The 17727-nt window shown below is 40.4% G+C and carries 18 protein-coding genes; 11 read left to right on the forward strand and 7 right to left on the reverse strand.

All coding sequences use genetic code 11. The annotated features are described in order from the left end of the window. Positions 1-24: 24 nt before the first annotated feature. Entirely contained in the window at positions 25-252 is a 228-nt protein-coding gene (locus QL995_RS03840; protein ID WP_024611697.1) for a hypothetical protein, read from the reverse strand. Between the two features lie 132 nt (positions 253-384). On the opposite strand from QL995_RS03840, the gene QL995_RS03845 reads away from it, so the two are divergent. Beyond that, positions 385-1635, forward strand: a complete 1251-nt coding sequence (locus tag QL995_RS03845) for a multifunctional CCA addition/repair protein (RefSeq protein WP_007581573.1) — start codon at positions 385-387, stop codon at positions 1633-1635. 5 nt (positions 1636-1640) lie between these two features. On the opposite strand, the gene QL995_RS03850 is transcribed toward QL995_RS03845, so the two are convergent. From QL995_RS03850 to pdsR, 3 genes are all read right to left on the reverse strand, one after another. Then, positions 1641-1805: a hypothetical protein gene (locus tag QL995_RS03850; protein WP_007581574.1), complete on the reverse strand. Its 165-nt coding sequence runs from the start codon at positions 1803-1805 to the stop codon at positions 1641-1643. Between the two features lie 281 nt (positions 1806-2086). After that, positions 2087-4225, reverse strand: a complete 2139-nt coding sequence (gene pdsS / locus QL995_RS03855; protein ID WP_197151926.1) for a proteobacterial dedicated sortase system histidine kinase — start codon at positions 4223-4225, stop codon at positions 2087-2089. Further along, on the reverse strand, positions 4225-4914 hold the full coding sequence (pdsR, locus tag QL995_RS03860; RefSeq protein ID WP_166378079.1) for a proteobacterial dedicated sortase system response regulator: 690 nt from the start codon (positions 4912-4914) through the stop codon (positions 4225-4227). Before pdsR ends, pdsS begins: the two co-directional genes overlap by 1 nt. Before the next feature lie 204 nt (positions 4915-5118). Here pdsR and pdsO point away from each other — a divergent pair, with 204 nt between their 5' ends. The 3 genes from pdsO to QL995_RS03875 are packed head-to-tail and all read left to right on the forward strand — an operon-like array spanning position 5119 to position 8529. Further along, on the forward strand, positions 5119-5850 hold the full coding sequence (gene pdsO / locus QL995_RS03865) for a sortase-associated OmpA-like protein PdsO (protein WP_290292973.1): 732 nt from the start codon (positions 5119-5121) through the stop codon (positions 5848-5850). Positions 5851-5896: 46 nt separating this feature from the next. After that, a complete protein-coding gene (locus tag QL995_RS03870; RefSeq protein ID WP_290292976.1) occupies positions 5897-7927 on the forward strand; it encodes a marine proteobacterial sortase target protein in 2031 nt (676 codons plus the stop codon). Beyond that, positions 7924-8529 (forward strand): class GN sortase, encoded by a 606-nt coding sequence (locus tag QL995_RS03875; protein WP_290292978.1) that lies wholly within the window; start codon positions 7924-7926, stop codon positions 8527-8529. Before QL995_RS03870 ends, QL995_RS03875 begins: the two co-directional genes overlap by 4 nt. On the opposite strand, the gene QL995_RS03880 is transcribed toward QL995_RS03875, so the two are convergent. After that, positions 8424-9383, reverse strand: a complete 960-nt coding sequence (locus QL995_RS03880) for a DMT family transporter (protein WP_169044267.1) — start codon at positions 9381-9383, stop codon at positions 8424-8426. The genes QL995_RS03875 and QL995_RS03880 overlap by 106 nt on opposite strands. Before the next feature lie 119 nt (positions 9384-9502). Here QL995_RS03880 and proB point away from each other — a divergent pair, with 119 nt between their 5' ends. From proB to QL995_RS03900, 4 genes are all read left to right on the forward strand, one after another. After that, the gene (proB, locus tag QL995_RS03885; protein WP_010553162.1) at positions 9503-10606 is read left to right on the forward strand and encodes a glutamate 5-kinase; all 1104 of its coding nucleotides are present in this window, start codon (positions 9503-9505) and stop codon (positions 10604-10606) included. Positions 10607-10722: 116 nt separating this feature from the next. After that, positions 10723-11082: a glutaredoxin domain-containing protein gene (locus QL995_RS03890; protein ID WP_007581591.1), complete on the forward strand. Its 360-nt coding sequence runs from the start codon at positions 10723-10725 to the stop codon at positions 11080-11082. Between the two features lie 39 nt (positions 11083-11121). Beyond that, positions 11122-12606: a glutamate--tRNA ligase gene (gene gltX, locus QL995_RS03895; RefSeq protein ID WP_007581594.1), complete on the forward strand. Its 1485-nt coding sequence runs from the start codon at positions 11122-11124 to the stop codon at positions 12604-12606. A gap of 161 nt (positions 12607-12767) precedes the next feature. Then, on the forward strand, positions 12768-13067 hold the full coding sequence (locus QL995_RS03900) for a hypothetical protein (RefSeq protein ID WP_021032137.1): 300 nt from the start codon (positions 12768-12770) through the stop codon (positions 13065-13067). Between the two features lie 16 nt (positions 13068-13083). On the opposite strand, the gene QL995_RS03905 is transcribed toward QL995_RS03900, so the two are convergent. Together QL995_RS03905 and QL995_RS03910 are read right to left on the reverse strand one after the other, a co-directional pair. Next, complete coding sequence (locus QL995_RS03905; protein ID WP_282114554.1) at positions 13084-13476, reverse strand: hypothetical protein; 393 nt, start codon at positions 13474-13476, stop codon at positions 13084-13086. 104 nt (positions 13477-13580) lie between these two features. After that, positions 13581-14450, reverse strand: coding sequence for a CPBP family intramembrane glutamic endopeptidase (locus QL995_RS03910; protein WP_356947981.1), 870 nt, complete (start codon positions 14448-14450; stop codon positions 13581-13583). Between the two features lie 112 nt (positions 14451-14562). Here QL995_RS03910 and QL995_RS03915 point away from each other — a divergent pair, with 112 nt between their 5' ends. The 3 genes from QL995_RS03915 (at position 14563) to QL995_RS03925 (ending at position 17725) form a co-directional block, all read left to right on the forward strand. Continuing rightward, positions 14563-15264, forward strand: a complete 702-nt coding sequence (locus tag QL995_RS03915; RefSeq protein ID WP_007581602.1) for a DUF3581 domain-containing protein — start codon at positions 14563-14565, stop codon at positions 15262-15264. Between the two features lie 177 nt (positions 15265-15441). Beyond that, the gene (locus QL995_RS03920; RefSeq protein ID WP_024593280.1) at positions 15442-16689 is read left to right on the forward strand and encodes a DEAD/DEAH box helicase; all 1248 of its coding nucleotides are present in this window, start codon (positions 15442-15444) and stop codon (positions 16687-16689) included. A gap of 58 nt (positions 16690-16747) precedes the next feature. Beyond that, the gene (locus QL995_RS03925; RefSeq protein WP_290292996.1) at positions 16748-17725 is read left to right on the forward strand and encodes a sensor domain-containing diguanylate cyclase; all 978 of its coding nucleotides are present in this window, start codon (positions 16748-16750) and stop codon (positions 17723-17725) included. The last annotated feature ends 2 nt before the right edge of the window (positions 17726-17727 follow it).

Genomic DNA, 17727 nt, shown 5'->3' on the forward strand with positions numbered 1-17727 from the left:
ATAAGTAGCTAAAACTAAGCAGGATTAAGAGTCCTGCTCGTTTTGTTCATCCTTTTCGCTTTTAGCCGCCATTTTAAACGCCACAATAACCAATCCAAACATAGCAAATGGAAGCGCTGCCAACATATATTCAACCATATTACTGTCTTGAAAATTAGCTTGTAGTAAAAAGTGACCCGCCACACACATTAAAATAACCACTAATAAAATGGGTAGTAACATAAGTTCTTTTTTTGATGAATGGTTTTTCATTAATTGTGAGGCTATAGCTGAAAATAATGCGCCATTGTAATGAGCTTACTTAAGCTTGGCAAACACCGCAGAATTTTTTAATTAATGTTATGATTAGTATCAAACAATTTTATTAATGTTTATGGGAATAAAGTGAAAAGTAACTTAAAAAAAGTTTACCTCGTTGGTGGTGCAGTGCGCGACAAACTGCTAAATATAAAATCAAAAGATAACGATTATGTAGTGATTGGTGAAACGCCAGACACAATGCAGTCGCTCGGTTTTGTACCAATAGGTAGCGATTTTCCTGTTTATTTACACCCAAAAACAAAAGAAGAATATGCACTTGGGCGCACAGAGCGTAAAAGCGGCAAAGGCTATACTGGCTTTGTGGTTGATGCCAGCCCAACAGTGACGCTAGAAGAAGATTTAGCAAGGCGTGATTTAACCATAAATTCAATGGCGCTTGATGAACACGGTAATATTATTGACCCGTTTAATGGCCAAACTGACTTACAAAATAAAACACTGCGCCACACCACTGAGGCATTTGTAGAAGACCCTGTTCGAGTACTGCGTATTGCCCGTTTTTTAGCGCGCTATGGCAGTGATTGGCGTATTCACCCAAGTACGTATGCATTAATGCGCGAGCTTAAAAATAAAGGTGAGCTAAATCATTTAGTACCTGAGCGCGTGTGGCTTGAAACCGAAAAAGCACTGGGTGAAAAGTACCCTGAGCTTTATTTTGAAGCATTGCAAGGTTTGGGGGTTTTTCCAGAGCTTGAGCGCATGGTTAATGTACCGCAACCAGCAAACCATCATCCTGAAGGTGATGTATTTGTGCATACTATGCTGGTACTTAGGCGTGCAGCGGATTTGAATTTTAACTTGGAAACTCGTTTTGCTGCACTAACCCATGATTTTGGAAAAGCGCTTAGTTTTAAAAAATATGGAAACCTACGTGGACACGAACGCGAAGGTGTTGCAGTTATTGAGGCGTTTTGTGAGCGCTTAAAAGTGCCTAACCGTTTTCGCGATGTTGGCGTACTCACCAGTGATAATCACACCCTTTGCCACACGATTGATCAGTTAAGGCCGCAAACCATTCACAAGCTAATAGTGACTAACTTAAATGCGTTGGTACACCCAGAACGTTTTATAGCGTTTACCCAAGCATGCCAATGCGATGCACAAGGGCGTGGTGAAACACTTGTTGATAAGCCATACCCGCAAGCAGCTAAGCTGCGAGCAATTCATACTGAACTGCAAAAAATGGATAAGAAACTGGTAGTGCAAAATGCACTTAAAAATGGCAAAAAAGGCCCTGAAATAGGCGAAGAAGTAAAACTTGCAGAAATAAACTGCATTAAAGCATTTTTAGAACATGAGAAGTCCCAAGCGTAATAAAATTAGACTAAGTAGTGCGATACGCCTTGGTTTTTAGTCGCGTCGTGCTTTCTTAGCTCTTTGTAGTTTGTACTTTTTGGTTTTACATTTTCAGACTCAGGTTTTTTAGAGGGCCTGTATAAGTCAAAAATAAAGTCTAGTTCTTCACGCTCTAGTGATGGTTTCATGAGTATTCCTTCAATTTAATACTTTAATATGATGTAGGGTATGGTCATTCGACTGAATTAAAAGTGAATAGTTACATTTGAAGTTGTACTAAATTGTAACCGGCAGGTTTTGAGGGATGAGAGGGGTTTATTTGTTAATTTATATGTAGTTAAGGTAAATTAAAATAACTCTTTTTAACTAAAAATATACAGCTGAATTTAATTTATTGCGTACTTACTATTTGCATATAATGCTGTGGCTATAAATATAACGGTACAAATATAACGGTATAAATACAGCCTTAACCATTAACTAACGGCAGTGTTACGGTAAACACTACACCATCACCTTGTTCGTTGTTTTGCGCTGTTACACTGCCTTTATGGTAGTCGCACACCAGCCTTACAATATAAAGCCCTAATCCCAAATGTGGCTGTTGCTGCATTTGCTGGCTACGTACCGACACCATAGAGTCAAAAATATGCTCAGTGAGTCCTTCGGGTAACGCGGGGCCTGTATTACTCACTGTTAATGTTGCTTTATTTTCGCTCTGCTTAAGGCCTACATTAATAGCCGTATTGGCTTCACTAAACTCCAGCGCGTTATTAATAAGTTTATCAAGCAGCTGAGCTATAAACTCCGGTGCACCTTGCATAGGTAATTTGTTTTGGCATACATCAAGCGTAAATAACTGGTTTGGGTAAGTAAGCTGATAGCCTTGCATGCAACCATTTATTACTTTTTGTAAATCAAAAGGCTCAGGCTCGTTGCTTTGAATACTTTGCTCAAGGCGAGTGGCTTCGCTCATGGTGGTTATTATTTTACCTAAGCGTTCAACGCCTTCACTGGCGCGATCGAGGTATTTTTGACTCAGCTCGTTTTGTGGCAAGCTTTGTAAGTTTTCAAGTGATGAGCGTACTACCGCAACAGGCGTGCGTAGTTCATGCGATAACCGCGACGACATATTTTCTAAGTAATCGGTATAGCCGCCAAGTCGGCTTACAATGTTTGAAAAACTACGAGACAGATCGCCAATTTCATCGTTAGCATCGCTGTAATTAATACTGCCGGTAACACGCCCTTGTGCATCAATTGCTTGTTCAGCGGTATCGCGTAGTCGTCTAATACGGTTCGATATACGTGAGGCAAAAAAGAATAAAGTCACAGTACCAATTAGCATCACAGCTAAAATAACGTTAAACAGTTTTTCGAGTGACTTATTACGCAGCGTACGTACGCCGTTTGTGGTTTCCTCTGCTATTACTGCGCCAATTACTTGGTCTTGGATCCAAATAGGGTAAGCGGCCGATAAAATAACGGCTTTGCTGTCGGGGGTTAAGCGCCAAGACGATGCTGGTTGTCCTTTTAATGCTTTCGCTAAATGTGTGCCCTGCATAGAAGCTACATCGTGCAGGGTATCTAAAAACTCATTTTCGGGACGCGTTAAAATTTTATAGTAAATTGGGTGTAAGTAATTTTGCTCAAAGCGCTGCCACCACGTTTCAGGTGCTTGGTTAGCAAGTCCATCAGCCCAAACGCCATCTGCATTTTGAATAGTACCCGACTGCGCAAGTACGCGATGATGGTTATCGACCACCCAAATGCGGCTACCACTGTGGCCCATGCCTTTTAAAATACGGCTAATTTCTGGAGAAGGGACTAATACAGAGCCTAAATCGTTTGGGTTATTTAAGTTTGAGGTCGACATTATTTTAGGCTCTAACAATGCCTCTTTACTATCAATGTCAACAATGGCAAAGCCAAGTTTGTTGCCCAGCATGTTAATAGGAAAGCGCAGCTCTACGTTATATCCTGATTTGGTACTTTCAAAATAGCCCTGAATTTTTGTAAAAGGGGCTTTGGTATTTGCATCAAACGCATTAACCCAACCATCTTGGCGCGGCGCAATAATGTAAGTATTAAACTGACCGTCTGGCGTTTTTAGGCCAATTTGTAAATAATCGTTATTGGTAATGCTTAAGCTATTTTTAGCGCGATAAATAAGGGTATTGTCGGTGACTTTAAATACGGCGTATAAGTAGTTATCAAATTTTCCCACCATATGATCAAACGATAAGTCACTGGCTTGATGTTTGTTATCTGTTTTTTGTAAGTAGCGCTTGTCGTAATGCCAAAATAACGGCTGGTAGCTGTCCCAATCGTTAAGTTTACCGTCGAGCTGAATAGGGTTTTTAAGATTATAAGCGTATAAATCGCGGCCTTTTACTACTTGGTCTAAAAAGTTGGTTTGCTCGTCAAATAATGCGGGGCGCTCATGTAATGCAGTAGCAAGTGCTCGAGTGGTGCCTACGAGGGTTTTTTCTTGGCCTTGGCGTAAAAACTTTTCCATTTCCCACACGTACTCGTAGCCAAGCCACGGTAGCAAAAACAAAAAACATGAAAGTAATATAAATTTACTGCGCAGACCAAATCGTAGCATTAGTGTTGTTCCCACCGATAGCCCATGCCATACACGGTATCTATGCAATCAAAGGTGCTATCGAGTGCTATAAATTTTTTACGAATACGTTTTACGTGTGAAGTAATGGTGCTGTCGTCTACATAAATTTTTGCATCGCTCATTAATTCGTTACGGCTTTTAACATGGCCAGGTCGCTGGGCGAGTGAATGCAGCATCCAAAATTCGGTTACGGTTAAATCAACTAATTGTTGCTGCCAAAATACCTGCATGCGTTGTGTGTCGAGCGTTAATTGTCCGCGTGTTATGAGTGCGTTTGCATCAGCAGGTTGTTCAAGTGCTTCCATTCGGCGAAACAGCGCACCAATACGCGCAGCCAAGTGAGCCAAGCTTATGTCTTTTGTTAGGTAGTCGTCGGCGCCCATGCGCAGGCCGCATACAGTATCTATTTCGCTATCGCGGGCGGTTAAAAAAATAATAGGCAGTGTTTTAGAAAGCGATCGCAATGTTTGGCACAGTAAAAAACCGCCATCTATTTCATGGCCTAGGCCAATATCAACAATGGCTAAATCGGGCAGGGCATTTTTAAATGCAGCTTCAGCGCTGGCGCGATCTGCAAAGCCACTCACTTGGTAGCCCTGTAAGCTCAGCATTTCTATGTAGTTTTCGCGGATTGCGGGTTCATCTTCAATGATGGCTATTTTTTTCATTCTAATCATTATCCTATTGCCTCTGTTGTGCACTATAACGAAGTTCTTAACCTAAGTAAGGTTAAAAAGGCAATTGCCATTTTTTTGCCACAATTGCTCAGCAGTTTGCCATTTTTGCTCCCCTTTATTGCCACTTGAACTTGTTTTAATACACCCATCAAAACAAAACATCACAAATTAAAAAGTAAGTTTAAGGATCAAATCATGAAGAAGACATTAATTGCGTTAACACTGATTGCTAGTTTTTGTACTCCAGCAATTGCCTCAACATCTAACACGCCATCAAAAGAAGCCCATAAAGAAACGGCTATTGGGCTAGGTGCAGGCGCTATTATTGGCGGCGTAGTAGGCGGGCCAATAGGTGCGTTTATTGGGGCATTTGCCGGTGGTTTAATAGGTGATTCAAAAGTAGCTGATAACAAAATTGCAGAGCAAGAGCGTGCAATTACGGTTATGGAAGAAAAAACCAGCGATTACCAACACGTGCTTAACCACAACAATATATTAGAGCAACAGGTAGAAGTGCTTGCCAATCAAAATGAGCAGTTAACTCAAGTTCAAATTAATAACTTATTGGCGATGACGGTGCAATTTAAAACAGGTTCAAGTGTTATTGCCCCGCATTTTGCACTGCAGTTAGACCAACTCGTTACCTTGTTAAACAACCAATCACAACTCGCACTTGATTTAAGTGGCTTTGCCGATCAACGCGGCGATGAGCAAGCTAACCTTTTACTTTCTAAAGCGCGTGTAAATGCTGTGCAAAGCTATTTAATAAAACACGGTGTGAGCCATAAACGCTTAAGCACGCAGGCATTTGGCGAGCAGCAAACATTGGCTAACAGCAACACGGTGGAAGATAACTTTTTTGATAGACGCGTAACGCTTACCACTCGCTCAATGTACCCAGCAAATGGCCAAACGGCGAGTAACTAAACCTAACGGAACCTAAGTAAAGCTAAGCGTTCGATGGAGTGATTTTATGTTGAGTAAATCAACCAAAATGCTTACTAAAGTAAGCATTTTTATATTCATAGTGATTGTGCTGTTAGCTAGCTTTAAAAGCCATGCGCAATCACCCAAGTTAGAGCTTTTTGATAGCAATGGTGCGCCAGCAGGCCCAGCAATAATATTAAAAAGCGACGCCAATATGACCTTAACTGGCCTAATTAATCATGTTGTAGTTACGCAAACCTATCAAAATGAAAACCCGTTTGCAGTTAACGCGCGCTACGTTTTTCCATTGCCTGATGAAAGCGCCGTACATGCCATGACGATGCGTATAGGTGAGCGAGTCATTAAAGGCCAAATTGATAAAAAAGTGGAAGCTGAAAAAAAATACGAAGAGGCTAAAAAAGCAGGTAAGCAAGCGGCCCTTGTACGCCAGCAACGCGCCAATATGTTTATTACTAATGTGGCAAATATTGGCCCTGGTGAGCAAGTAATAATTGAGCTTGAGTATCAAGAAATAATTGATTATAGCAGCGGTACATTTGCTATTAGATTTCCGACTACCATTACACCGCGTTATCACGCGATTAGTGGTGAGGTTGAGGTTAGTACTCAAAATAAAGCGCATGTTAATCCGCTCCCAACGGGATGGTTAAGCCCTGTTTACAGCATTCAAAACATCACTCAAAATAGTACTAAAATTGATAACGTACCAAGCAGCCAATTTAGCTTAAACATTGATATAGACGTAGGCTTAGAGCTGGTGGATATCAATTCTAAATTTCATAATGTTGATGTACAAAACACAGCATTTGGGCAATATAAAATAGCGTTAAATGAGACAAATGCAGTTAATCGCGACTTTGTACTTGAGTTTAAACCGCTGCAAAAAGAGCAAGCTCAAGCCGCATTTTTTACTGAGCAGTTTGAAAATGGTGACCGATACGGGCTTGCTATGCTAATGCCACCGGGGGATCACTTTACACAAACTCAGCGCTTACCTCGCGAAATGGTATTTGTAGTTGATACGTCAGGCTCTATGCACGGGCAATCTATGGAGCAAGCTAAAAAAGCCTTGTTTTATGCGCTGTCATTACTTGATAGCGACGACAGCTTTAACATTATTGGTTTTGACAACTTAGTAACTCCAATGAGCGATAAACCACTTATAGCCAGCGACTTTAATTTACGCCGTGCAGAGCGATTTATTTATAGCCTAGAAGCCGACGGCGGCACAGAAATACAAGGTGCGCTTAATGCCGTACTTGATGGCAGCGAGTTTGATGGTTTTGTACGCCAAGTTGTATTTTTAACTGATGGCAGCGTAAGCAACGAAGACGCATTGTTTAAAAATATTCAAAGTAAGTTAGGCGATAGCCGCTTATTTACGGTAGGTATTGGCAGCGCACCTAACAGCTTTTTTATGCGCCGAGCGGCAGATATAGGCAAAGGCTCATTTACGTTTATAGGCAGCACAAGTGAGGTGCAACCTAAAATGCAGCAGTTATTTGATAAGCTTGCACATCCGGCTATTACTAATTTGGCGCTAAGCGATGAAAGCGGTAACAGCTTAGATTTTTGGCCATCACCACTACCTGATTTATATTTTGGCGAGCCTATTATGGTCGCTATAAAACTTAATAATGCTAAAAGTGTGGTACTTGCTGGGCAAACAGCACAAGGGCCTTTAAGTATTAAATTAAGTACACAAAATAGCTCAAGCGCTCAAGGTATAGCAAAACTGTGGGCGCGCCAAAAAATCAAGTCATTACTTTTATACAACGAGCAAAATACAGTTAAAGATGAAGTACAGGAGCTTGCACTTACTCATCAATTACTTAGCCCGTTTACTGCTTTTATAGCGATTGAACAAACTCACATAAAAGAAGTGGCAGAGCAAACAGCGCAAGCTACTAATGCAGTACCACAAGGTATGGCAATGCGTTTACCGCAAACCGATGGGCAAAGCAGGTTACATATATTGCTAGGCTGTATTTTATTATTGGGATTTGGTGCTCTTAAAATAAACCGATCATTTAAATTAAGCAGGGCACGTAAATGAAAAAGTGGCTAAGCGTGGGTTTACTAATCGCTGGGCTTGGATTATTTGGTTACGGCGCTTATATGCAGGCAAAAGCGTGGCTTGCTCAAGTATTAATTGAGCAAGCATGGCAAGAGGCGCTTAAATCACCCGGGATTAAAGTAAGGCCGTGGTATTACGCCGACAGCTACGTTACTGCAAAGCTTGATTGGCCAAGCCATAATAAAACATTAAGCGTATTGGCTGGAGCGAGTGGTCGTAATTTAGCATTTGCGCCTAGCCAATTTTTACCCGCAGGGGAGCTTGGCGGAAAAGAATTTGGAAACGAAAAAGGCGCGCTAATAGCAGGGCATAACGACACCCACTTTGCATTTTTACAAAACGCAAAAGTGGGAGAGGCGTTTACTTTGCAGCTGCAAAGTGGGGTGATACAAAATTATAAAGTAACGGGGATTGAGGTTATTCATCAATCCCAAAACACATTTTTACAAACACCCGGGCTGTATTTGCTTACCTGTTACCCTTTTGATTCGCTTGCCTCGGGTACTGATTTAAGATTGCTTGTATCTGCGCAAATGTCTTCGCCCGATTCATTAAGCGGTATATCAACCACAAGTTCTTGATGGCGCTGGCTTACCATTACACCAATAAATACCACAAATATGCTCAGCCATTGCCAAACGTTGAGCACTTCGCCCAAAATAATAGCTGACAAAATAAGTGTAAAAATAGGAATTAAATTAGAGTACGCAGCAGCGGTTAATACCGATACTTTGCTAATAGCGTAGTTGTACATGCCGTAGCCGCCAAGGGTTACACACGAGCCTAAATACAAAATGCTCATAAGTGCGGTTAAGTCGTGTTGGTTTTCGCTTGGTAGGTCGATAAAAAATAAAAACGGTGCAAAAAACAAGCTGCCGCTAATACCTTGCAACGCAATTAAAGTCAGGGGCGAGTAGCGATTAGCTAAATGTTTAATACTTACGGTATAAAATGCAGCGCACACCATAGCCATAAGCTCTAAAAAGTTACCCAACAACGGATTAGGTGCCTGCTCAGAACTGGGTGAAAGAAGCGTAAGTAAAATACTGCCGCCAATACACAGCGTAAAACCGACCACGATGGATTTACTTATGTATTCTTTAAGCAATAAAAAGGCAAGCAGCGCAATAATAATGGGCAAGCACGACACAATAACACCAGCCTGCGAGGCCGATGTGTATTCCATTGCATGGCCTTCAAATAAAAAGTACAAGCAAGGTTCAGCAAGCGACATACCCACTAAATACTTCCAGTCACCTTTTAAATACTCAAACCGAATAACGTAGCGCCACAAACAAAGCGACAAAACTAACGTGGTGAGCATGCGTAAAAATATCACCAATGCAGGGTCGTAAATAGCAATGGCGTATTTAAGCGCTATAAAAGAGCTGCCCCATAAAAAGGTGGCAATAATTAAACATAAACTGGCAGGCATAGAGAGTAATTTATATAATTTAATAAAATCAGATCCTAGCATGAATATTTTTAACTTGTTCAAAAATACCGAGCTGGTATAAATTAATTCATCTTTAATTAATCAGTAGTAAAAAGCACATGCAAAGGGAACAGGTAATAGTTGTAAAGCTTGGTACAAGCGTACTCACTGGCGGCACCGATAAGCTAGACAAAGCACATATGGTTGAATTAGTACGCCAATGCTGCGAGCTTAAAAAACAAGGCCATCACGTTATTTTAGTATCGAGCGGTGCGGTTGCTGCTGGGCGCGAACAACTATTAAAACCCTGTGGCAGAAGCTTAATTGATAAACAAATGCTTGCTGCAATTGGACAAGGTCAACTTATTCATATTTGGCAGAGCTTGTTTGGTTTATACGGTGTAAATGTAGGGCAAATGCTACTTACTCGCGCCGATGTAGACGACAGAGAGCGCTACCTTAATGCCCGCGATACACTCAATGCGTTATTAAATTACGACGTTGTACCCATCATTAACGAAAATGACGCAGTCGCTACCAGTGAAATAAAAGTAGGCGACAACGATAATTTATCGGCACTTGTCGCTATTTTGGCTAATGCTAATAAGTTACTGCTACTTACTGATCAAGAAGGGTTATTTACCAGCGATCCACGCACAAACGCCGATGCCACCCTCATTGGTGAAGTAACACATATAAATGATGAGCTGCGACAACTTGCTGGTGGCAGTGGTACAAATTTAGGCACCGGCGGTATGGCGACTAAACTGCAGGCCGCCGACATTGCAAGGCGCGCAGGTGTTGAAGTTATTATTGCTAAAGGCGCAGGTAAAAACGTTATTTTAAAATGCATGAGTGACGAGTTACCAGGCACGCGTTTTTTAAAACTCACCGCTCCAAAAGATGGCCGTAAAAAATGGTTACTAGCCGGGCCTAAAAGTACCGGCCAAATTGTTATAGATGCAGGTGCTATTACAGCGCTGCAAAATAAAGGCGCAAGCTTACTTGCTAAAGGCGTTACTAATGCATTTGGACGTTTTGAACGCGGTGATTTAATTGATTTAATAGATAATAAAAAGCAAGTAATTGCACGGGGATTAACGCGCTTTAGTAGCGTTGAAGTAAATAAAATAAAGGGTGCGCATTCTAGTCAAATAGGCCAGTTACTCGATTACGATAGTGGCGCAGAAGTACTTCATAGGGATGATATGGTCTTGCTATAGAAGCACTTTTAGTAAATTAAATTACTTGAGTGTAATTCTCGCAGTATTACACTTTTTTGATTGTAAATTTGTGCTAAAATCTGGCTCCTTAAATTGTTGTAAGCAGAGCGCAGAACATGAAATTAGTTCGTTGGTTTTTAGGTTGTATAATTTTATTCTTTAATTTTGTATTTACTCCTCGCAGTAAAAAGCGTGCAAGCGACGAGCAAGCACAGCTTGATCAGCAAACCTCACAATTTAAACTGTATCAATTTAAAGCATGCCCGTTTTGTGTAAAAGTACGTCGCGCCATTAAACGCGAAGGCTTAAACATAGAAACGCGTGATGCAAAAGACAATGAGCAATATCGTCAAGAGCTACTAGAACAAGGCGGAAAAGTTAAAGTGCCTTGCCTGCGTATAGAGCAAAACGGCCAAGTACAATGGCTGTATGAATCAAACGATATTATTGCTTACTTAAACAAAGTAGCTGCATAAACCACTTTTATTATCTCACTTATTTAAAGAGAATATACCATGACAATTCGCACCCGTGTTGCCCCGTCGCCAACTGGTGACCCGCATCTTGGCACCGCTTATATCGCCTTATTTAACTACTGTTTTGCTAAACAACAAGGCGGTGAATTTGTACTTCGTATAGAAGATACAGACCAAGTACGTAGCACGCCAGAGTCTGAACTTGCGATTATGGATAGCCTACGTTGGTTAGGGCTTGAGTGGGATCATGGTCCTGATGTGGGTGGCGAATTTGGTCCTTACCGTCAATCTGAGCGTAGCGATTTATATAAAAAATACGCGCATCAGTTAGTTGATGATGGTAAAGCGTTTTACTGCTTTGCAACAAGCGAAGAGCTTGATCAAATGCGTGAAGAGCAAATGGCAGAAGGCCTACGCCCTAAATATGACGGTCGTGGTTTAAACCATACAGATGAAGAAATTAAAGCAAACTTAGCTGAAGGCAAACCTTACGTTATACGTATGAAAATCCCAAGCGAAGGCACATTTAAGTTTAACGACTACCTACGTGATGAAATTGAGATCCCGTGGGAAAACGTAGACATGCAAGTGCTTTTAAAAGCAGATGGTTTTCCAACGTACTTTTTAGCGAACGTGGTTGATGACCACCATATGGAAATTAGCCATATTTTTCGTGGTGAAGAGTGGATTAACTCAGCACCTAAGTTATTAAAGCTGTATGAAGATTTTGGTTGGGAAGCACCAGTACTTGGTCACTTACCATTACTACGTAACCCAGATAAATCAAAGCTGTCTAAGCGTAAAAACCCAACGTCTATTAATTACTATAAAGAAATGGGCTACCTGCCAGAAGCCGTGCTTAACTACTTAGGTCGCATGGGCTGGTCAATGCCAGATGAGCGTGAAAAGTTCACGTTAAACGAGATGATTGAAAACTTCGACATGAAGCGTGTATCGCTTGGTGGTCCGGTATTTGACGTAGATAAACTAAGCTGGTTAAACGGCATGTGGATCCGTGAAAATCTAACCGACGAGCAGTTAATTCAGCGCTTTGTTGATTGGAAGTTTAATGGCGAAATGCTCGCTAAAATATTACCAGAAGTTAAAACACGTATTAATACGCTGTCGGATATGGTTGAGCTTGCAGGGCACTTTGTAGGTGGTATTCCAACTTACGATCCTGCGCTATTAACAGCCGGCAAAGCAGACGAAAACGTGATTCGCCAAGCGCTACAATTTTTTGTATGGCAGCTTGAAGGTTTACGTAGCTTTGAAAAGCCCGCTATTTTTGCAATTGCAAAAGAAGTTGCAACATTCCACGAGCTTAAGATTAAAGACTTTTTAGAGCCAATATTTGTCGCAATTACTGGCAAAACGTCAAGTACGTCAGTGCTTGATGCAATGGAAATATTGGGGTCTGACTTATCACGTGCTCGTTTACGTGTTGCACTTGCTCATTTAGGTATTTCTAAAAAGCAGGCTAAAAATATAGAGCGTGCGTACCGCGAATACCCAAGTGCATAATTACTAAAATGCACTTATAAAAGCCGAGCTTAGTAAAATAAGTTCGGCTTTTTTGTGTCAGGTTGTTTAGCTATATGACATGGCATTTTGATATTGTTTAACTAAAGTATTAGTACTCAACCCAATGATACAATAAGGCATGTAAACCCATAGGAGGCAGTATGATTGCAACCGTTAAAAACAAAGCTATTTTTAGCAGTAATACATTTTCGATAAACCTTGTTACTTACCCAACTAATCACAGCGTAATGAACCATATTGACCCTGTGCAGCAAGGGCGCTATTACAAGCTCAACTTTGTATTAGAAAAACCTAAAGCGGGTGGGGTATTTAAATGCTCAAAATGCATTATAAATTTATTTAATCGCGTGTATTTATTCAGACCCGATAAGTACGAACACAGCGTATCTAAAATCGAGTCTGGAAAGCGCGTACTACTTAGCTTTGCGCTTAATATATAATTTGCACTTTTACTTATTAATAGTCGTAGGCCTGTCCGGTGCATAAAACAGATAGGTCGCAATACGATACAGACGTTTCACTACAAGAATTAATAGTAAAAGCATTTCCGCCTTTGCGCATAGCATCAGCTTTAAGTAAATCAATCGCGTTTGATTTAGAGCGGTTATAGCTTACATTATTGTTACCCATACCGTCGCCATCACAGCTTTCACCTTCTATTCGGCCTAGGAGTGTAGCGCCACTTTCGTGTGCTTCTTGGTCGCTATAAAATTGCTGTAAATCTCTTTTATTAACGTAGGTGCCAATTTCTTGAGATAAAACGCCGTTGTCTATATCTGTATGATAAGTCATGCTTGAACAACCCGTTATTGTGGCGAGCACTGTTATTGCCGTTATAAAACGTAGCATATTTATTAGTCCCTTAATTTATTATTTGAAATAGTAAATTACTAACAAAATCAAATGCGGGCAATGTTTACTACTAAGTAAATTGTTAGCATTTGTAAATGTATTTAGATTTTATTGAGCATAGGATAAGTAAACAAAAAGAAGTGGCAAACATTAACCAACCAATGGCATAAAATAGCCCACTCTAAGCGCTGCGTTTTATAAAAAACATAGCCATACCCCAAGCCGGCAATAAATGAAACCAATACATAGTTAATTCCTCCAGCAAAATGTGCCAAAGCAAAAATACCTGCAGTAATTACAGGGGCAAGTATTGCTAAACGGGTCGGTGTAATTATTTTGCTAAGCTTAGTTTGTAGTAAACCTCGAAATAAAGCTTCCTCGGCAACACAGGTAAATAAAAGATTAATAGCCATAAAGGCTAACCAAAAGCCAGGAACCTTAGGGTTAAAGCTTGCAAGTCCAAGCATTAAAGCCGCAGTGAGCGCAGCTAAAACAGTAGCAATAATTATTAAAATGGGTTGTTTAACGTTTGATGGGTCTGCTTTATTAGAGTCTGCTTTTAAAGCTTTTTTATTCGAATAAAAGTAAGCACAAAGAAATAAACCCGCCATAGCTTTATCAAAATTAGCATAAAGGGTAAAAGCAATCGCATCGCTTGTAATACGCTCGTTTATAACAATGGGGAGGTTATTAAAACCAGGTACCCAATGAAGTGCCAATGCTAATGAGGAAACTATAAACACAGTACTTAAAGTAGCGCGTATTATTGCCTGCTTTGTATTTAGCACACAGTAGTATAAAACAACGTAAAGCCCAGTGAACAGCAGAGCATATAAATTTATATAACCTTGAAAATATGCACTCACAACACCTAAAGCTAGTAAGTAGTGCCAAAGGGGTTGTCGCATTATTGATATTTTGCAATACGGAAAAACACATATAATTGATAGCGCTAGTAAATAAAAGGTCATTGTTTTTTATTGCTCTGTTTTATTTAGCAACTAATCTAACAGATTCGACCTCTCAGTATTTTTTTTCTGGTAATATAGATAGGTTATAAGCAGTTTAAGCAGTGAACAAACTATGTTAAGTCCTTTTTTTCAGCAGCATGCTGATTATGTTTCTATCTCTCGTGAGCAAGGTTGTCGATTCGCTAAATGCGTTGCTGACGATTACAATCCACTTCACGACAAAGATGCCAAAAAGTTTTGCGCGCCAGGAGACTTACTTTTTTCATTGGTACTAGACCGCTACGGTATTAGTGAACAAATGGAATTTACTTTTGCCGGTATGGTTGATGAAAACACCAAACTTAACTTCCCTGAAGGGGCTGATGAGTTTGATGTAACCAATGGCGAAAAAGTTATTTTAAAGGTAAAGCGCAAAGGTAAAACCAGCCAATGCCCAGCACTGACTAATAGCCTAATAAAAAATTATGTTGAGTTTTCTGGTACTACTTTCCCGCATGTAATTATTCCATTAATGGGTAAGCAAGAGGTAATGATTAACCCTGCTCGCCCAATGATTATTTACGAATCAATGCTTATCAACCTTGATAATCTTGATATTACAGCACCAGAACTTGAGTTTGCAGAGCCTAGTTTTGAGTACGCCGGCAAGCGCGGAAAAATTACACTACGTTTTAACCTGTTAGAAAACGGCGTTAAAGTGGGTAGTGGTGAAAAGCATATGGTAGTTTCGGGTATACGCGAATACTGCCAAGCAACAGTTGACGATTTAATAGCGTTTTACAACGAGCGTAAAGCGACACTAAAGCCAGCTTAAAGCTACAGCAAATTATAAAAGGCGCTAAATACAGCTGTTATTTAGCGCCTTTTTTATTGTTTTTAGCGCTAAAGCGAAAGTGAGCAACCACGATTAAATACTTTTCTGGACTGGTTAATTTACGCAGTACAGTAATATGCGTACAATAGCGCTCTTTGTTATTTTAAAGCTAAGCCTATGTCTGCCACTACGTTCTCATCACTTAATCTCGACCCGTTATTATTAACAGCGATTGAGCAAAATAATTACACTCAACCAACCGCAATTCAGATTAAAACTATTCCGCCTATTTTAGCCGGAAGTGATGTAATGGGCAGCGCGCAAACAGGTACGGGTAAAACTGCCGCCTTTGTTTTACCTTTATTACATAAGCTTTTAAATACCCCTAAAAAAGATGAGCAAGGCCTTGCACGTGTAGTCATTTTAACGCCAACCCGTGAGCTTGCTCAGCAAGTATTTGCAAGCTTTGAAAAGTACGCACAAGGCACTAATATCAATGGCGCTTTAGCCTATGGTGGCGCAAGTATTGGCCCTCAAATAAAAGCACTTAAAACAGCGCAAGTTATAGTGGCAACACCTGGGCGTTTGCTTGATCATATAGTTAAAGGCAGTGTGGTACTTTCAAGCGTAGATTCGTTAGTGTTTGACGAAGCCGATCGCATGCTTGATATGGGATTTATTGACGAAATAAGACGCATATTGCGCCATATCCCGGGCGATCGCCAAACTTTACTATTTTCAGCTACGTTTGATGACAGCGTGTTTGAACTCAGTAAAAAGTTACTTAAAAACCCAGAGCTAATTGAAGTTGATAAACGTAACTCAGCAGCCGTTGAAGTAGAGCAAGTTATTTACGCTGTAGATGAGGATCGTAAGCGCGAACTTGTATCGCACATGATTGGTATGAAAAACTGGCGCCAAGTGCTTATTTTTACTCGCACAAAACAAATGGCTGATCAGCTTGCTAAAGAAATGTGTAAAGACGGTTTAAAAACCGAATCAATCCATGGCGACAAATCGCAAGGCGCACGCGACCGTGCATTGCAAAACTTTAAAGAAGGTATTACACGCGTACTTGTTGCAACCGATGTAGCTGCGCGTGGTTTAGATATTTCTACACTTAGATACGTAATTAACTTTGAACTACCATACATTGCCGAGGATTACGTGCACCGTATTGGCCGTACAGGTCGTGCTGGCGAACAAGGACTTGCTATGTCGCTGGTAAGTCTTGATGAGCAATGGCTGCTAGAAGAAATTGAAGTACTACTCGATACGCGTTTAACGCCGCAGTGGTTAGAAGGTTACGAGCCAGATCCTAATAAAAAGCCAAAAGATAATCGTAAAAATACTAACAAGTCGCGAAAAGATCGCGATAAAAAACGCATCACTGGTAAAAGAGAGCCAAGCAGACGTCGTAAATAATAGCTTTTACTTTGCTTTTTTGCCTATACTGGAGCTACTAAATAGCCGAGGTAAAGCAATGTTTGAAATTGATCAATGGGCATTTTCTGGTATTGATGGCCAAATATCTTTGCATAAATGGCAAAAAACAATCGACCTTATAACGGGGCTTTTTTCAGCCCCGTCTGGTTATATAGTTCAGGCAACAAGCAAAGGCTATCGCGTTGTTATTAGAAGTAACGAGGGTGGATCTAACTTTGAGACCAACCCTATACTCCCTCCTCAAACACCTCTGTTTTGTCGGTACGTTGCTGAAACTAAAAATATTTTATATGTTAATGATGCAAGTAATAACGATGCATGGAACACCCTACCAGAAGTAGTTGAAGATGGTGTTGAATCCTACCTAGGTTTACCTATTCATTGGCCTGAAGGCGAAGTATTTGGCACGCTATGCTTAAAAGACACTCAGAAAACAAGCTATACCGATGAATATTTTGAACTCATAGAACAACTACGTGATTTGATTGAAGACGACCTAGCGCTTGTGTATAGCTATGAGCAAATGCGCGAAATAGCCATGTTAGACTCATTAACAGATATTTATAATCGCCGAGCACTCAACTTATTAGCCCAGCAAAAACTTAACTTAGCGCTACGTTTAGGCTTTGACGTGTGTTGTTTGTTTATTGATATAAACGACTTTAAAAAATTAAACGACACCTGCGGACATGAAGTGGGCGACAAAGCCTTAATTATATTGGCAGATACGCTAAAAACGCATTTAAGAGATGCTGATATAGTAGGGCGCTTAGGTGGCGATGAGTTTGTTGCAGTAATGCAAGTAAGCGATAAAAGCAAAATTAACTACATCATGGATAAAATTTCGACTGAGTATTCAAAAGCCTTACTCAAAGAAGACGTTTGCGATTTATCGCTCAGTATTGGTTATAGTTTTACTAATAAACAAAAGCAGCCATTTGAAGCGCTATTAAATGATGCAGACCACGCAATGTATAAAAATAAACAAGCGTATAAGCTCGCTAAAAAAGCATAATA

It is taken from the genome of Pseudoalteromonas sp. APC 3358 (assembly GCF_030408075.1).
Lineage (GTDB): Bacteria > Pseudomonadota > Gammaproteobacteria > Enterobacterales > Alteromonadaceae > Pseudoalteromonas > Pseudoalteromonas arctica.

Coding starts and splice junctions, on each gene's coding strand:
- QL995_RS03850 (WP_007581574.1), bottom strand. CDS start 1,805: ATGAAACCATCACTAGAGCGTGAAGAACTAGACTTTATTTTTGACTTA.
- pdsS (WP_197151926.1), bottom strand. CDS start 4,225: ATGCTACGATTTGGTCTGCGCAGTAAATTTATATTACTTTCATGTTTT.
- QL995_RS03910 (WP_356947981.1), bottom strand. CDS start 14,450: ATGACCTTTTATTTACTAGCGCTATCAATTATATGTGTTTTTCCGTAT.
- QL995_RS03920 (WP_024593280.1), top strand. CDS start 15,442: ATGTCTGCCACTACGTTCTCATCACTTAATCTCGACCCGTTATTATTA.
- QL995_RS03840 (WP_024611697.1), bottom strand. CDS start 252: ATGAAAAACCATTCATCAAAAAAAGAACTTATGTTACTACCCATTTTA.
- QL995_RS03915 (WP_007581602.1), top strand. CDS start 14,563: ATGTTAAGTCCTTTTTTTCAGCAGCATGCTGATTATGTTTCTATCTCT.
- pdsO (WP_290292973.1), top strand. CDS start 5,119: ATGAAGAAGACATTAATTGCGTTAACACTGATTGCTAGTTTTTGTACT.
- QL995_RS03875 (WP_290292978.1), top strand. CDS start 7,924: ATGAAAAAGTGGCTAAGCGTGGGTTTACTAATCGCTGGGCTTGGATTA.
- QL995_RS03880 (WP_169044267.1), bottom strand. CDS start 9,383: ATGCCTGCCAGTTTATGTTTAATTATTGCCACCTTTTTATGGGGCAGC.
- QL995_RS03870 (WP_290292976.1), top strand. CDS start 5,897: ATGTTGAGTAAATCAACCAAAATGCTTACTAAAGTAAGCATTTTTATA.
- QL995_RS03905 (WP_282114554.1), bottom strand. CDS start 13,476: ATGCTACGTTTTATAACGGCAATAACAGTGCTCGCCACAATAACGGGT.
- QL995_RS03900 (WP_021032137.1), top strand. CDS start 12,768: ATGATTGCAACCGTTAAAAACAAAGCTATTTTTAGCAGTAATACATTT.
- proB (WP_010553162.1), top strand. CDS start 9,503: ATGCAAAGGGAACAGGTAATAGTTGTAAAGCTTGGTACAAGCGTACTC.
- gltX (WP_007581594.1), top strand. CDS start 11,122: ATGACAATTCGCACCCGTGTTGCCCCGTCGCCAACTGGTGACCCGCAT.
- QL995_RS03890 (WP_007581591.1), top strand. CDS start 10,723: ATGAAATTAGTTCGTTGGTTTTTAGGTTGTATAATTTTATTCTTTAAT.
- QL995_RS03925 (WP_290292996.1), top strand. CDS start 16,748: ATGTTTGAAATTGATCAATGGGCATTTTCTGGTATTGATGGCCAAATA.
- pdsR (WP_166378079.1), bottom strand. CDS start 4,914: ATGAAAAAAATAGCCATCATTGAAGATGAACCCGCAATCCGCGAAAAC.